At 51.9% G+C, this 15386-nt stretch carries 14 protein-coding genes; 1 reads left to right on the top strand and 13 read right to left on the bottom strand.

The window, feature by feature from the left end; genetic code table 11:
• Positions 1-54: 54 nt before the first annotated feature.
• From NK662_RS05185 to prfA, 9 genes are all read right to left on the bottom strand, one after another.
• A complete protein-coding gene (locus NK662_RS05185) occupies positions 55-621 on the bottom strand; it encodes a hypothetical protein (protein WP_254757837.1) in 567 nt (188 codons plus the stop codon).
• A 229-nt stretch (positions 622-850) separates the two neighbouring features.
• Entirely contained in the window at positions 851-3358 is a 2508-nt protein-coding gene (locus tag NK662_RS05190) for a beta strand repeat-containing protein (protein WP_254757838.1), read from the bottom strand.
• A gap of 324 nt (positions 3359-3682) precedes the next feature.
• A complete protein-coding gene (locus tag NK662_RS05195; RefSeq protein ID WP_254757839.1) occupies positions 3683-5008 on the bottom strand; it encodes an LPxTATN C-terminal sorting signal domain in 1326 nt (441 codons plus the stop codon).
• A 380-nt stretch (positions 5009-5388) separates the two neighbouring features.
• On the bottom strand, positions 5389-5904 hold the full coding sequence (locus NK662_RS05200) for a manganese efflux pump MntP (RefSeq protein WP_254758036.1): 516 nt from the start codon (positions 5902-5904) through the stop codon (positions 5389-5391).
• 102 nt (positions 5905-6006) lie between these two features.
• On the bottom strand, positions 6007-7050 hold the full coding sequence (locus tag NK662_RS05205; protein WP_254757840.1) for an L-threonylcarbamoyladenylate synthase: 1044 nt from the start codon (positions 7048-7050) through the stop codon (positions 6007-6009).
• A gap of 103 nt (positions 7051-7153) precedes the next feature.
• The gene (locus tag NK662_RS05210; protein WP_254757841.1) at positions 7154-7615 is read right to left on the bottom strand and encodes a GNAT family N-acetyltransferase; all 462 of its coding nucleotides are present in this window, start codon (positions 7613-7615) and stop codon (positions 7154-7156) included.
• Positions 7616-7669: 54 nt separating this feature from the next.
• Positions 7670-8464 (bottom strand): stage II sporulation protein R, encoded by a 795-nt coding sequence (gene spoIIR, locus NK662_RS05215; protein WP_254757842.1) that lies wholly within the window; start codon positions 8462-8464, stop codon positions 7670-7672.
• A 170-nt stretch (positions 8465-8634) separates the two neighbouring features.
• The gene (gene prmC / locus NK662_RS05220; protein WP_254757843.1) at positions 8635-9483 is read right to left on the bottom strand and encodes a peptide chain release factor N(5)-glutamine methyltransferase; all 849 of its coding nucleotides are present in this window, start codon (positions 9481-9483) and stop codon (positions 8635-8637) included.
• Positions 9483-10550 (bottom strand): peptide chain release factor 1, encoded by a 1068-nt coding sequence (prfA, locus tag NK662_RS05225; protein ID WP_254757844.1) that lies wholly within the window; start codon positions 10548-10550, stop codon positions 9483-9485. The genes prmC and prfA overlap by 1 nt, the downstream gene beginning before the upstream one ends.
• Positions 10551-10802: 252 nt before the next feature.
• Between prfA and NK662_RS05230 the strand changes: the two genes are divergently transcribed.
• Positions 10803-11273, top strand: coding sequence for a hypothetical protein (locus tag NK662_RS05230; RefSeq protein ID WP_254757845.1), 471 nt, complete (start codon positions 10803-10805; stop codon positions 11271-11273).
• A 183-nt stretch (positions 11274-11456) separates the two neighbouring features.
• Here NK662_RS05230 and NK662_RS05235 read toward each other — a convergent pair whose 3' ends face one another.
• The 4 genes from NK662_RS05235 to glpX form a co-directional block, all read right to left on the bottom strand.
• Positions 11457-12029 (bottom strand): thymidine kinase, encoded by a 573-nt coding sequence (locus NK662_RS05235; protein ID WP_254757846.1) that lies wholly within the window; start codon positions 12027-12029, stop codon positions 11457-11459.
• A gap of 357 nt (positions 12030-12386) precedes the next feature.
• A complete protein-coding gene (locus NK662_RS05240; protein ID WP_254757847.1) occupies positions 12387-12632 on the bottom strand; it encodes a type B 50S ribosomal protein L31 in 246 nt (81 codons plus the stop codon).
• A gap of 143 nt (positions 12633-12775) precedes the next feature.
• On the bottom strand, positions 12776-14053 hold the full coding sequence (gene rho, locus NK662_RS05245; protein ID WP_254757848.1) for a transcription termination factor Rho: 1278 nt from the start codon (positions 14051-14053) through the stop codon (positions 12776-12778).
• A gap of 341 nt (positions 14054-14394) precedes the next feature.
• Positions 14395-15360 (bottom strand): class II fructose-bisphosphatase, encoded by a 966-nt coding sequence (gene glpX / locus NK662_RS05250; protein WP_254757849.1) that lies wholly within the window; start codon positions 15358-15360, stop codon positions 14395-14397.
• Positions 15361-15386: the final 26 nt, after the last annotated feature.

A 15386-nucleotide genomic window follows, 5' to 3' on the forward strand; every position in this document is an offset into this window, starting at 1 on the left:
TGGATCTGTTGCCTATATGGGCAGCAGATCCAGCACGAGTTTGACAGCCTTCTATCAGCTTGAAAACCAACCGCCCTCTTCAATCAGGCGGACCTGCTGCATGATTTGATCCTTCGGGCCTTCCAGCGCAATATAGTGCGCTTTCCCATCCTCCGGCTTGAACACCCAAACGATGAGATAATTGGCGCCATTCTTGTAGGTGCCATATAGCTGCAGGGCGTCATATTGCTTAATTTTTGTTTTGGCTCCCTTTATATCAGTAATGCCCTTGCCCTCCATGCCCTTGGCCAGGGAATTTGCATAATCCTGCAGGGAGGCCGTTTCCGGTCCCTTTACAATATTGAGCGAAAGAATTTGCGACCCGTCCCCCTTGCTCATTTGCAGACTGTTATTGCCGTCCACATCTTTAAAATGGGCCCAATCCTTCGGCACGTATACATAGCCGTATTCAGGCGTACCAACCTTTTGTGTGTCCTTCAGCAGGTCATCCTGTTTCCCCTGCTTGACAGAGGCTTGCGCATTTGTCGGCTTTCCTTCCTTCGGCTCCTCCTTCGCGCATCCCCACAACATGAGTACAGAAGCAGCAATCGCTATGCTCTTCAGGCCATATATGCTCCTCATCCACTCGCCTCCCTATCTGTCAGACATATATATTGCCAGAAATGCCATTATACTTTGATTCTTCACAAAAGGAAATATTTTCAAATACATTGATGTATTCAAAATAAAAAACAGTAAAGGAATTCCGCTAAGCAGAAGGGAATCCCTTTACCGTCCTGTGATTGCTATGGTCTTTCTGGTGTGCACATAGATCCATGTCCCTTTTCAGAAACCGGATATTATGCCGTCATTAGCTCTGTTTTTGTACTACCACGAAGGAGGAGGATTGCGTCTGCACATTGCCTGTTCCTTTTACAGAAGCTGTCTGCTTTACGCTTGTTCCCGCCATTTGTGTCTGTAAAGCTTTGCCGCTGCCTGCCTGTGCCTGGGAAATCAGGTTCACAGCCTGCTGTACTTGTGTGTTGTTTGTACCTTTTGCTGCTGTAGCCTGGGAAACCTCAGTGGAGGTTGCTTGCGTTTGGTCAGCTTTGCCGGAAGCAGTCTGTACCTGTTCTGTACCTGTAACTGCACCTTGTGCTGTTGTATTGTTGTCTCCCAGAACAACGGCTGTTTGGCTTGTATTCGCCATATTCACCTGACCTTGGGATGCGCCTGCATTGCCAGATTGAGATTGGACATTCATGCTGCCGGAAACCTGCTCTTGGCTGTTGTTCACACCCACAGCTGCAGCCCCCTGTGCTGTCTGTCCAAGGTTTCCTTGGTACTGCTCAGCCGTGCCGCTTTGTGCTTGTCCCGCCATCGTTGCAGACACCTGAGTTTGGCTGTTATCAGCGCCGACAGCTGCTGTTCCCTGTGCTGTTTCGCTGCTGACAGCTTGTGTTTGCTGTACAGCGCCGGCTGCCGGTCCTTCCTGAACGCCGCCGGATTGTGTCTGCCCTGCCACAGTAACAGAAGCTTGTGTGGAAGAGTTATCAAAACCAGCTGCCAAGGAGCCTTGCAGCAAGCCGCTTTCCACACTTTGTGTTTGAGTGCCGGATTGTGCTTCCTGGGACTGACCCACTACATTGCCTCCGACCTGCGCTTGCACGTTTCCAGCGCCAATTGCTGCTGTTCCCTGCAAAGTGCCGCTGCTGATGGCCTGTGCTTGCTGTGCCGCATCAGAGGAAGACCCTTCCTGAACGCTGCCGGATTGTGTCTGCCCTGCCATATTCACAGAAGCTTGAGCGGAGGAGTTGTCCAAACCTGCTGCCAAGGATCCCTGCAGCAAACCGCTTTCCACACTTTGTATCTGGCTGCCTGCCTGTGCCTCCTGGGATTGACCCACTACATTGCCTTCTGCCTGCAATTGCCCATTTCCAGCGCCAATCGCTGCTGTTCCTTGCACAGTGCCGCTGCTGACAGCCTGTGTTTGCTCAGCACCGGAAGCAGATCCTTCCTGACCGTTGCCGTTCTGTGTCTGTCCTGTCATATCCGCAGAAACCTGGCCGGAGAAATTCTCTTCGCCGATTACCAAGGATCCTTGCAGCAAGCCGCTCTCCACACTTTGTGTCTGGATGCCTTCCAACGCTCCTTGGGATTGGCCCACTACAGTAACCTCAGCTTGTCCTTGCGCATTTCCCATGCCCAGGGCAGCTGTTCCTTGCGCTGTATTGCTCGCAGCAGTCTGCGTTTGGGATGCGGAGTCAGTTGTCTGTGTCTGGGAAACAGCACCTGCATCAAGCTGTCCTTGTCCATTGCCAAACCCGACAGCTGCGCTGCCTTGCGCTGTGTTGCTTACAGCCTGCTGTGCTTGTTCACCTGCACCAAATGCAAGCTGATCTTGCGTCTGCTGCTGCGCTTCCACCTGAAGCTGTTCATTATGGATGCCTTCTGCAAGCTGCCCTTGCAGAACAGTCTTGTTCGTATCTTGTACTTGTGCAGCACCGCCTGCTACACTATCCTGCGTTTGAAGCACATATGCCGGTACACCTGGCATTTCCTCTCCATAGCCGTAGCCGCCTGCTGTGTCTGTACCGCCTGCATACTGCACTTGCTCATTGCCTGCACCGCTTGCACCTTGTGCCTGCGTGCTGTCAGAGCCCGCTTGCTGTGATTGCATGCTTTTAGCGCCGGAAGCCCACTGCACTTGCTCCTGTGCATTATTCGCTGTGCTTGCCTGGCTGTTGCCGCGGCCTTCCACTCCCTGAGATTGGCTGCCTGTATTATCAGCCTGCTGTGTGGAATTGTTCTTTACACCGCTTACATCCTGAAACTGAATTCCTGTGTTATTCGCATCCTGCGTCTGGCTGTTTCTTACACCTTCCGCAGTTTGCTCTTGCGCTTGGCTGTTAGCTGTGCCCTGCGTCAGGACATTCTTTTTGCCTGCTGCACCCTGCTGTTGGTTTGCTTGGCCGCCATATGTCTGCTGCTGGTCATTGGTTCCAGCCGTGCTTTGGTTCTGGGTTGCATCATTTCCAGCTGCCTGGCTCAGCACAGCACCTTTGGTGCGCTTGCTTGTTACTTGGCCCTGAACTGTGTCCACGCCATACGTTTGTGTTTGGGAGCCTTTGGATTTTGGCGCCTTTGTTTGGCTGGAGAACAAGGAGTTTGGATTCTCTTGTGTTGCCGTGCCGTTTTTCCCCTTCAGGGCTTGGTCAGAAAATACATTCGCCCAAGCATTCTGCGTCTGGACCGTTCCCGATTGAGAACCACCTCCGTGCGCAAATACACCTGCAGCAGGAGCACCGGCAAATACACCGACAGCCATGACTGTACTAACAATCTTCTTCATATTCAATACGTTTCTCACGTTATACAAGTAAATTCCCCCATTTCTCTTATAATTTTCTTACCCAAGCCAAATATATCATAATATGGTAATGGTAGAAAGAGACAAAAATTATAAATTTTTTTACAATTTATTCAAAAAAGAAATTCAAAAACAGATTGTTTTTCTGTTTGTTTTAAAGAACAGAAAACCAAAGAACATCATGATAAAAGTAGAAAAAACATGTTTTATATTATGAGGTGGAGTGCAACAGAGCCAGATCCTTTGTAAATGTACAAAGCATTCCGGCAGACCTTGCAAAAATGAAGAATTTGTAAAGAGACATCTCATGCAGAAATGCCTCTCTTCCATTTGTTATGCTTTGGACTTTCTTCTTTGTCCGAAATACAAGAGACTTCCCCCTGCTGCCAGACCCAGTCCGAGCAGAATAAGGTTCAGGTCATTTGTCGCCGTGTCAGGCAATTTGTTTGCTTGTACAGTTGGCGTTGCAACCGGAGGTGCAGTGATGACTGTGTCCAAAACCTGCGGTACAGGTGCAGGAATTGTCTTTGGTGCTTCCGGCTTCGGCTGCTCCGGCTTCGGTTGCTCCGGCTTCGGATCTACTGTTTCCTGTCCGCACGGCTGCAAAACAGGCTTTGTTTCCAAGCCAAATGTGACAGAGATGAAGCTGATGATATTTGCTTGGATGCTGTTCTCTGTATTCTTCTGCACACGGCCGCAGTTTGCCGCTGTTACGGTTCCCCACTCATACGTGACCGTCTCAACCTGGCTTCTGGACAGCTCGTCTGATTTCAGCTCGTACTCACGCACAATGGTTTCCTTGTAGTCGCCAATGGTGATGTCCTGGAGGAAGCTGACAAACAGCTTGGTCGCACGTTCAAAAATTGTCAGCACGTTCTTTGTCGCAACAGCAACGGCACCCTGTTGATCTCCAGTCTGTTTCGCATCCACAGATTGGTTTTGTCCAAGCTCTGATGTGCCTTTTGTCTGCAAATCTTGTGTCTGCACATTGGTTGCTGCTGTTTCCTGGGCTTGTCCCTCAGGCAGCTGCTGCTTTTGGCTGGAGGTAACTGTTGTTCCCTGGTTCATCTTGACTGAAGATTCGGAATCCTTGGCTACCTTGGCGTACTGGTCTTGCTCGCTCACTACCTGCGCGCCCTGCTCCTGGCCCTTCTCAGCGTCCCCAACAAGCACCTTTTGTGATTGTGACGTATCAACTGTTACGTCTTGTCCCTGAGTTGCGGAAGCTTCCCCATTCGCGGCCAGCACCTGGTCTTGGTTTGCCTCCACCTTGGTATTCTGGCCCTGCTGCGCACTGCCCGTTTCCTCATAGGATTGCTGTCTGTCCACATCTGCTGTCGCTGTCTGGGTCTGCTTCACTTCTGTCCCGTTGTTGGCGGCCTGTGTTTGATTTACTGTTGTTCCTGCTGCTTGTGTCTGCTCCGCGTTCTTGCTTGCCTGCGTTTGGTCGTTGCCCATTTCAGCAGACTGCTGCTGCTCCGTAGCCGGTTTGCCCTCGGCATTGGTTTGCTCCTGCGCCATGTCGCCATGAACATTCTGCTCCTGGCTTTGCTGTTCCCCCTGCACCGGATTGGAGGCTGCAGGGCCCTCCTCTGCCATCGCAACGTTTCCTGTAACAAGAGACATTGCCAGACAGATCGAAACTGTCCTCTTTAACATATAGCTCCCCCTTTACATATATTTAAAGCTGCTTTTATGTAAACTCAATCCTGTCTCCCCACAACCGGAACATCCTGCCTGTTTTGTGCTTTTTAAAGAACAAAAGGCCATAGGAAATCTGCAACTGTTGTATAAGAGAGACATTTGAGTTTATATACAAATTTCGGAACCAAATACCTTTACTTCCTCATTATACATAATTCTGAACATGAAAGGAATGTAATATTTTACTTTTACAGGCTTAAAATAATATAAATTCGTAATTTATTCTATTTTATTCCTTATTTATTCATATAGATTATTCTACACTTTCTTATGAAACCCTTTCAAGTATGCAGGCAAAAATAAAAAAACACCGGTGCGCTGATTGCACCGGTGTTCTAAAAAGGGAACAGCAGCTTGATGCCGAAGCCGACCAGAATGCTGCCTCCCAGCACTTCTCCATATGTACCCAGCATCTTCTGTGCATGGCGGCCAAGCAGGAGACCCGTCCAAGTCATCACCATGCTGACAAAGCCGAAAATTAAAATGGTGACCCATGTTCTCGCCCCGTAAATGCCGAGGCTGAGGCCGACCGAAAAGCTGTCCACACTGACGCTGAAGGCAAATACAAGCAGGCCGAAGCCGACGGGCATGACCTTGCTCTCCTCTTCGCCAAACAATGTAGAATAAATAATATGCAAACCGAGGCCGATCAGCAGAAGGCCGCCCGCCACAGTCGCAATGGATCCGAATTTTTCTGAAAGCAGCTTCCCGATCATCATCCCTGCCAGCGGCATCAGGACGTGGAAGACGCCGATGACAATGCCGATGTAAAACATTTGCCGCAGCCGCATGGGAATCATGCCCATGCCGAGGCTGACCGAGAACGCATCAAGCCCCAAGGCAATTGCCATGATGGTGAGCGTCACCAGCTCTCCGATGATATATTGGATATCCATAGTTCCCCCCCTTGGACTTGCTACTTAAACATATGCAAATCCAAAGGGGGATAGAATCTATTTCTGCACGATTACCGTATGGCCGGCCGCCTTCTCCAGCCGGTTCATCAAGGCTGCGCCAATTCCTTCACTTGGGAAGGACTCACTGTAAATCACATCCACGCCGGCTGCGTCGAAGGACCGCAGCACATCATACAGCTTGGCGGCCACTGTCTCCAGGTCCGCCCGCCGGCCGCAGGCCAGCACCACATCCGCTTCGTAAAAATCTTGATGTTCCGCTGTTGTCAGCACGCCTGTCTTCAGCCCTTCCGCCTGGCGTTCGCGGACAAGCTGCTGCAGAAATTCTCTTGTTCCGTGCACAATTGCCAGCGGGGCCTTTGGCGCATAGTGGGTATATTTCATACCGGGAGACTTTGGCTTGGCTGTTTCATCCCGCAGCGCCGCATCCATGCGGACCGGGCCGATGACCTCCTCCAGCTGCTCCTTCGTCACACCGCCCGGCCGTAAAATGGTCGGCACTTCGCTTGTGCAGTCCAGTACGGTTGACTCCACACCCACACCTGTCGCGCCGCCGTCCACAATCCCGGCGATCTTTCCGTCCAGATCCTCCGCCACATGGACAGCCAGCGTCGGGCTCGGCCGGCCGGAACGGTTCGCGCTTGGCGCAGCAACCGGAACATTCGCCTCTTCAATGAGCGCCAGAGCCACCGGATGGTCCGGCATCCGCACCGCCACTGTGGATAATCCGGCTGTCACTTTTTCCGAAATGCCTTCCCGCTTTGGAAAAATAAGCGTCAGCGGCCCCGGCCAGAAGGCTTCCATCAGCTTGTCCGCCACAGCTGGAATTTCTGCCGCCAACGCCTCCAGCTGCCGCCGGGATGCAATATGTACAATCAACGGATTGTCGCTCGGCCGGCCCTTTGCCGCAAATATTTTTGACACCGCTTCATCATTTGTAGCATCCGCCCCCAGGCCATATACCGTTTCAGTTGGGAATGCCACAGCTTCACCTTGTCGTAAAAGTGACGCTGCTTCCTGAAGTTGTGGATAACTATTTTTATTTTCCACAATGTTATCCACAAACCAATGTTTTGTGTGCATATCTTTTCCAGCCTCTTTCCTCAATAAAATCCTTATTTCTTCAGTGTACCCTGTGAGAATCGGAAAACACAAACAAGGTTTATCCACATTTTGTGGATAAACCTTACGAATCTGTGGGTAACTCTGTTGATAGCTGACAATTCAGTAAGCTTGCTCCCGGCTGCTTCATCCCTGCCTGAAAGTGCGGAATTTCAGCCAACTGAGGCGGAATTTCGTCCGTATCCGCTGCCTGGAACCCGAATAAGCGGAATAATGGCAGCGCATCAGGCATGGTTGTAATTAGATACATACAGGTTACACCCCGTTCCTGCATTTGCTGGAGATAGATCTCCAACAGCTGAAGCAGCATCCCCTTATCCACAGACGGGGATAAGATCATCGACCGCAGCAGGCCGACTGAACCTGCTTGTTCACAGCCAATGGTGGCCTGAATCGCCCCATCCTGCTCCAGCAGCATAAAATGTGGATATATCCGCTGAACCCGTTCATCAACAGGACCTGCCTGCCCCAAAAATTCCAGCAGCCGCGGCACATCCTCTCTTCGTGCAAAGCGTATCTCCGGCATCCTTTCGCCTCCCTCTCTGCTTCTATCCTATGAGAGGGAGGACAAGCTTAGAACTCAGCGGGAGAATAAAGAATGGAAAGCGTCCACGAGGAAGAAGCGCACTTCCGTTTCCTTTTCTTCCTTCACGAATTCCGGTTTTTCCTCTGTGGCAGGCTCTTCGTCAGCTGTGCTGGCTTCAATCTCCTTCAGCAGCTTTTCCTCCTGCATCGTACGGGCCTTCGCCGCTTTTACCGTCTTCTTCACAGCCTTCTTTTCCTGCTTTGGCTGCTCCTTCGGCTGTTCTTGCTCCATTGCCGCTTTCTCCTCAGCCGGTTCCTGTACAGGCTCTTCTGTTTCCTGCTTCTTCGCAATCGCCGTGCCGCTTGCAAAATCCAGGAAGCAAAGCGGCGGGAACAGGACGCACCACCAGTTGGCGCCTGCTCCTTCACCGAGCGTTACCAGCACTGCCTCATACTCGCCTGCGGGATAAATGAAATTGCCGTACACCTTTGTCGGAAACTTAACATGCTTGCCGAACTCAACCTTGAAGCCTTGCTTGCTGCCTTCCTCCTTCAGCACCGCTGCCACGGTCTGCTCGATTTCCGGCAGACGGCTTTGGATGACGCGGCGCGCATCCTCGAAGGATTTCAAGTCCTGCACCCATGTATCAATCTGTGCCTTCACCCGGTCGCGCACCTTGCGCTTTAACGCCTGATCCTGCTCAGAATCACTGTTTGCCAGAATGCGGAGGCGGATAGCCTCATTTGGAATCTTAATAGAGCTTGCTTGTGCTGCTGTATATCCAAAATGCGCTGTCAACTGCGCACCGATTACTAAAAGTAACAAGAAAGCGATGATCTGTTTTTTCATTTCTCTCCCCGTCCCTTCCTGTCCATCAGTGTAGCCAGGTTGGGGTGGGTCTAAACTAGCAATTTGAAAATCTAGCGGAATTTTTTCAGCGGTCTGCTTCTCTTGGTCCATCCAGCAGCCCGCTCTTCAAAAATCGGTTGTGCCCGGAAAGCTCCGGACACAACTATCTGTTATTGCACAGCAAATACCATCCGGTCCTTGCCGTTGATGTCGTAGACAACCTCCGCCTGCGCATCAGGGAACGTTGCCTCCAGCATACCCTTCACGTCAGCGCCCTGGCCCGCGCCCACCTCAAATGCCACAAGGAAGGAGTGTGACAGCACCTGCGGCAGCTCCACCATGAAACGGCGGTAGAAGTCCAGACCGTCCTCGCCGCCCACCAAGGCGCGCACCGGCTCATGCTCCTTCACGACCTCAGAGAGCCCCAGCCACTCCTCATGCGGAATGTAGGGCGGGTTGGACACGACCACGTCCAGCTTCCTGCCGGACTGCAGGAACGGGCTCAGCAGGTCACCGTGGTAAAAGGTGACGCGAGCCCCAAGCTCCTCCGCGTTTTGCCGCGCCACCTCAAGGGATTCCGGCGCGATGTCCACAGTCGCGACCTGCAAATTCGGATTCTCCAGCGCCAGCGTAATGGCAATTGCGCCGCTGCCCGTGCCGATGTCGGCCACCCGCAGCGCCTGCTTGCCCCACTTCTTCTCAATGCGCTCCAGCACGCCGACAATGAGCTCCTCCGTTTCCGGGCGCGGAATGAGAACCTCTTGATTGACGGTGAACCTTCGTCCGTAAAACCATTCATAGCCGATGAGATACTGTACCGGTATACCTTCTCCGTGCTGTTGCACAAGCTTTTGAAACTCCTCCTGCTGTTCGGCTGGCAGCTCTTCCCGCAAATTCATAAGCATGCCCGTCCGATTCGTGCCCAGCACATGGCACAGCAGCAGCTCGCCCGCGTTCTCATCGCGCCCATGGGCAAGCAAAAAAGAAGAAGCCCATTTCAGGGCTTCGAAGATCCGCATTACTCGGCAGCCTCCATCCGCTTTGCCTGATCGTCCATGATGAGGGCGTTGATGAAATCATCCAATTTGCCCTGCAGGATTTGATCCAGCTTTTGAATCGTCAAACCGATGCGGTGGTCGGTTACACGGTTTTGCGGGAAGTTGTACGTACGGATGCGCTCGGAGCGGTCGCCTGTGCCGACTGCTTGCTTGCGGTTCTGGTCATACTCCGCCTGCGCTTCCTGCTGGAACTTATCGTACACGCGGGCGCGAAGCACCTTCATCGCCTTTTCCTTGTTCTTGATCTGTGATTTCTCATCCTGGCAGGATACAACAGTGCCTGTCGGAATGTGTGTCAGACGTACAGCAGACATGGTTGTGTTCACGCTCTGTCCGCCCGGTCCGCTGGATGCGAATGTGTCCACACGGATATCCTTTTCGTGAATCTCAACTTCCACTTCCTCCGCTTCCGGCAGAACAGCCACTGTTGCGGTGGAGGTATGAATGCGGCCGCCGGACTCTGTTTCCGGCACACGCTGCACGCGGTGGGCGCCATTTTCAAATTTCAGCTTGGAAAATGCGCCTGTTCCGTTAATCATGAAGATAATTTCCTTATAGCCGCCAAGCTCTGTATAGCTGGCTTCAATAATGTCGGACTTCCAGCCCTGCGCCTCTGCGTAACGGCTGTACATCTTATAGAGGTCAACCGCAAACAAGGCCGCTTCATCACCGCCGGCCGCACCGCGGATTTCCACGATAACGTTCTTATCGTCGTTCGGGTCCTTTGGCACAAGCAAAATCTTCAGGCGGTCGGACAGCTGCTGATCCTGCTCCTCCAGCTCAGAAATTTCTTCCTTTACCATATCGCGCATGTCCGGGTCCAGCTTGTCTTCCAGCATGGCCTTTGCATCCTGCAGCTGTTCGCGCACAGCCTTGTATTCACGGTAGGCTTCCACCGTTTCTTGAATGTCGGATTGTTCTTTGGAATACTCGCGAAGCTTCTTCGGGTCGCTGACAACCTCCGGATCGCTCAGGAGTTCATTTAATTTATCATATCGGCTTTCAATCGCCTGTAAACGATCAAACACGTTTTTCACCTCGGTCAAATTGAGTCTTTAACCTTAAGTATATGACATAAGCCTATGGAAAGGCAATAAAGCAGCTGGATTCTGTCATTCTGTATAACTCCTGTTACTTTTGTAAGAAAACATGGCTCTTTACGATAAAGCGATGACAAAGCCGCTGCATTTCCATAACATTCCACATGATCTTCGAAAGACCTGTTACAGTAAGGATAAGCAACACCCCCCAACAAATAAAAATGAAGGAGAGTGTTGAATATGTTGGAAAAAGTAAAAGCAGTATTCGGACAAGGTGTAACTGCAGAAATTCGTCTCCCAAAGGATACATACGAGCTTGGTGAGACAATCGTTGGAGACATTGTGGTGAAGGGCGCAAAACGGAAGGCAGTACTGATTGAGGGAGCCGCAGTTGTATTTGCACCGCTGGGCTTGGACAAGGATGCGAAGGCGCGGCTGATGCCGGTCAAGCAGCGTTCCTTCCCGGTTGGCGCAGAGGAAGCTATGTTTGTTCCGTTCTCCTACAGCATCCCCGCCGACTTGGACATCAAGAGGGACAGCGCCGCCTATGAGCTGACGGCGAAGCTGATGGTGGACAGCCGCTGGGAGGACTATGGCTCAGCACAGCTTCAGCTGACGCTTCCGGACAACGGCGAACCGCAGGACCACCTGCCCTACGAGGATCCGGCAAACATCTATTTGGATGAATTGAAGGCTCGCAAGCCATTTTAGGCTGATATAAAAAACAGAAGGGCCGGGGCTGTTTCCTACAATTCAGAGATTCATTCCTACAATTCAAACTGCCTTTCCTACAATTCGCCGGCCTCTTCCTACAATTCAAACTGCCTTTCCTACAATTCACCGGGACTTTCCTACAATTCATCCCGAGAACAACCGAAAAAAGAAACCCGCCTCTTACAAAGGCGGGTTCTTATGGTGCTTGCGGCATACAGGATAGTATGTATCGTTGCCGCCAATCTGGATTTGCTCGCCTGTGTAGACCGGTCTGCCCTGCCCGTCCACGCGGAGGTTCATGACAGCCTTCTTGGCACAGAACCAGCAAATGGTTTTCATTTCTTCGATCTTGTCCGCATACAGCAGCATATATTTGCTGCCCTCAAACAGCTGGTTCTGGAAGTCATTCTTCAGGCCAAAGCCCATGACCGGAATGTCCAGCTCATCGACAATCTGTGCCAGCTGCTTCACGTGCTGTTCACTCACGAACTGCACCTCGTCAATGAGAACGCAGTATGGCTTCACTTCTGCTTCGGCTACCGCTCCGAAAATGTTTGTGTCGGCAAAAATAGGGATGGCCTGGCGGCGCAGCCCGATGCGGCTGGAGACGAAGCCGACTTCATCGCGGTTATCAATGCCTGATGTGAAAATCATGACAGGCTTGTTCTGCTCCTCGTAGTTATGGGCTACCTTCAGAATCTCGATGGATTTGCCGCTGTTCATCGCGCCGTATCGAAAGAATAACTGTGCCATTGTCGTCCACCACACCTTTTACAAATATATATATGAGACGGAGCTGGCTCCGCTTTTCTTCATATCCAGTTCCGCAGGCTAGCCCACTGCCAGGGAGAACCCTGCTCCATAAAAGGAAAAAAGCGCCTTTTAACGGCCGGAACCTCCCTTCGGTGAGCCAAGCAAGCCCCCTCCGCTTTTCTTCATAGTCCAGCTGCAGCAGCCAGCCATCTGCCAGGGAGAACCTCCGACACAGAGAGGCAAAAAGCGCCTCTCAGGTCGGAGAACCTCCCTTCTGATGGCTAAACGGGCTGCTTCCGCTTTTCATATAAAAAAGCAGGCAAGCGGTTTTCGCACTTGCCTGCTTTGATTCTACTATTACTTAAGACCGTATTTTTTGTTGAAACGATCAACGCGGCCATCTGCAGAAGCGAACTTCTGACGTCCTGTGTAGAACGGGTGAGAAGAGGAACTGATTTCCACCTTGATCAGTGGATACGTTTGACCGTCTTCCCATTCGATAGTTTCGCTAGCACGTTGTGTAGAACCGCTCAAGAATTTGAAGCCAGTGTTCACATCCATGTAAACAACCTTGCGATAATTCGGATGAATTCCTGCTTTCATTCTTTTCATCTCCTTCCGCCCTGAATCATTCGAAACAGAGTTTTTCATCGCGCCATGCTTTGGGTACATAGCGTCATTGATGAAACACACATAAGTGGATTATACCAATTCGACATATATTTTGCAACTGCCTGTTTTTAACACTATTTGGACGTTACGACACCCTTTTGCTCAGTGCCGACGAGGCTGAAAAACTCTTCGTTGGACTTCGTCTTCTTGAGGCTGCGGATGAAGCGCTCAGTGAAGTCATGTGTATCGTTCATGGTCTTGCGGATCGCCCATAGCTTATCCAATTGCTCTTTAGGCAGCAGCAGCTCTTCCTTGCGCGTGCCGGAGCGGCGGATGTCGATGGCCGGGAAGATGCGGCGCTCGGCCAAACCGCGGTCGAGGTGCAGCTCCATGTTTCCTGTTCCCTTGAACTCTTCATAGATGACGTCATCCATGCGGGAGCCTGTGTCCACGAGAGCCGTAGCCAGGATGGTCAAACTTCCGCCTTCCTCGATGTTGCGGGCTGCGCCGAAGAAGCGCTTCGGACGGTGGAATGCCGCCGGGTCGATACCGCCGGACAGCGTGCGGCCGCTTGGCGGAATGACCAGGTTGTAGGCCCGGGCCAGACGGGTGATGCTGTCCATCAGGATGATTACATCTTTCTTATGCTCTACGAGGCGCATGGCGCGCTCCAGTACAAGCTCTGCCACCTTGATGTGGTTTTCCGGCACTTCGTCAAATGTAGAGCTGACTACGTCGCCGGAACCGCCGACAAAGCGTTCAATATCCGTTACTTCCTCCGGGCGCTCGTCAATGAGCAGCACGATGAGCTCTGCTTCCGGATGGTTTGTTTTGATGCTGTGGGCAATCTCTTTAATCAATTCTGTTTTCCCTGCTTTTGGCGGCGCCACAATCAAGCCGCGCTGTCCAAAGCCGACCGGGGCAATCAGGTCCATCAAACGGGTGGACACCTTGTTATTTTCTGTTTCCAGCGTCATATGACGGTTTGGATATAATGGCGTCAAGCCTGGGAAGTGCACGCGCTCCTTCGCGGATTCCGGGTCGTCCCCGTTCACTGCTTCCACCTGCAGCAAGCCGAAGTAGCGTTCATTTTCCTTTGGCGGACGCACTTTTCCTGATACTTTATCACCGTTACGTAAGTCGAAGCGTCGAATTTGCGATGCGGAGATGTAGATGTCTTCTGAGCTTGGAGAGTAGTTGATTGGACGTAAGAAGCCGAATCCTTCCGACTGGATGATTTCCAGCACGCCTTCCATGAAGAAATAACCTTCTTTTTCTGCCTGTGCCTTTAAGATGGCAAAAACCAGTTCCTTTTTGGTGAGCTTGCTGTAATAGGAAATTTTAAATCCTTTTGCGTGCTCGTACAGTTCTTTAAGTTTCATATTCTCTAATGCTGAAATTGTCAGGTTCATGCAAACACCACACTTTATTGAGTTCTTATTTGTTTATGGAATGTTGAAAGGCGGAAGGTTTTTGGAAAGGCAGGTACATTCAGTTTGATTAATATTCCCTATTGTAACCTCAATTTCTAGTTTTAATCAATGAAAACCTTTGGAATTGGCGGGCAGGGTTCCATAAAAGACCTTTTTTTGGATGAAGCTTTGCGGCTTGGGGCGTGTATATTTCTTACAAGGATGCCCTTAGTATTTTCGCGGTTCAGCGGGAAAACCCTCTTTCCAAACCAATTTTTTGTATTTTTTTCCAATCAAACCACAAAGGGAAGAGGGCTGGTCCGGACCAGCCCCCGCGTGCATTATTTGATGACGAGGTTTGGCTTCTTATGGAGGCTGTGCCGGCCGTCAATGAAGCGGACGGTGCCGGATTTGGCGCGCATGACAACAGAATGCGTCGTGCCCACCGTTCCCTTGAACTGGACACCGCGCAGCAGCTCGCCGTCCGTGACGCCGGTCGCCGCAAAAATCGCGTCATCGCCGCGGACAAGGTCCTCCATGCGCAGGACACGGTTCACATCAGCAATGCCCATCTTCCTGCAGCGCAGCAGCTCCTCCTCGCTCTGAGGCAGCAGCTTGCCCTGCAGCTCGCCGCCGAGGCACTTCAGGGCAACAGCGGACAGTACGCCCTCGGGAGCGCCCCCGGAGCCGAACAGGATGTCCACACCTGTATGGTCAAATGCCGTATTGATGGCGCCAGCCACATCGCCGTCATTGATCAGCTTGATGCGCGCGCCGGCGCGGCGGATTTCGTCGATAATCTGGGCGTGGCGCGGGCGGTTCAGGACCGTGGCCACGACATCTTCAATGTTCTTCCCCTTAGCTTTCGCCACCGCGCGAAGATTATCCGTAACGGAAGCGTTGATGTCGATGACGCCGACCGCCTCCGGGCCAACCGCGATTTTATCCATGTACATATCCGGCGCATGCAGCAGGTTCCCATGGTCCGCCACCGCAATTACCGCCAGGGCATTCCAGCCCCCTGTCGCCACAATATTCGTTCCTTCCAGCGGATCCACGGCAACGTCCACACGCGGGCCGTAGCCTGTGCCGAGCTTTTCCCCAATATACAGCATCGGCGCTTCGTCCATTTCCCCTTCCCCGATGACAACTGTCCCCTTCATCGGTACCGTGTCGAATACATCGCGCATCGCGGAGGTTGCCGCTTCGTCAGCTTCGTCCTTTTTCCCGCGCCCCATCCAGCGCGCCGACGCCAAAGCGGCCGCTTCGGTCACCCGGATGAGCTCCATTGATAAACTTCTCTCCACACATTCCCTCTCCCTTAGCCGTAAAA

This window comes from Ectobacillus ponti (assembly GCF_024294785.1).
Taxonomy (GTDB): Bacteria; Bacillota; Bacilli; order Bacillales; family Bacillaceae_G; genus Ectobacillus; species Ectobacillus ponti.

Excerpts from the sequence above, each read along its gene's own strand:
- NK662_RS05240 (WP_254757847.1), bottom strand. The coding sequence starts at position 12,632 with ATGAAAGCAGGAATTCATCCGAATTATCGCAAGGTTGTTTACATGGAT.
- NK662_RS05195 (WP_254757839.1), bottom strand. The coding sequence starts at position 5,008 with ATGTTAAAGAGGACAGTTTCGATCTGTCTGGCAATGTCTCTTGTTACA.
- NK662_RS05200 (WP_254758036.1), bottom strand. The coding sequence starts at position 5,904 with ATGGCAATTGCCTTGGGGCTTGATGCGTTCTCGGTCAGCCTCGGCATG.
- rho (WP_254757848.1), bottom strand. The coding sequence starts at position 14,053 with ATGAACCTGACAATTTCAGCATTAGAGAATATGAAACTTAAAGAACTG.
- prmC (WP_254757843.1), bottom strand. The coding sequence starts at position 9,483 with ATGCGGATCTTCGAAGCCCTGAAATGGGCTTCTTCTTTTTTGCTTGCC.
- NK662_RS05230 (WP_254757845.1), top strand. The coding sequence starts at position 10,803 with ATGTTGGAAAAAGTAAAAGCAGTATTCGGACAAGGTGTAACTGCAGAA.
- NK662_RS05235 (WP_254757846.1), bottom strand. The coding sequence starts at position 12,029 with ATGGCACAGTTATTCTTTCGATACGGCGCGATGAACAGCGGCAAATCC.
- NK662_RS05210 (WP_254757841.1), bottom strand. The coding sequence starts at position 7,615 with ATGCCGGAGATACGCTTTGCACGAAGAGAGGATGTGCCGCGGCTGCTG.
- spoIIR (WP_254757842.1), bottom strand. The coding sequence starts at position 8,464 with ATGAAAAAACAGATCATCGCTTTCTTGTTACTTTTAGTAATCGGTGCG.
- NK662_RS05205 (WP_254757840.1), bottom strand. The coding sequence starts at position 7,050 with ATGCACACAAAACATTGGTTTGTGGATAACATTGTGGAAAATAAAAAT.
- NK662_RS05185 (WP_254757837.1), bottom strand. The coding sequence starts at position 621 with ATGAGGAGCATATATGGCCTGAAGAGCATAGCGATTGCTGCTTCTGTA.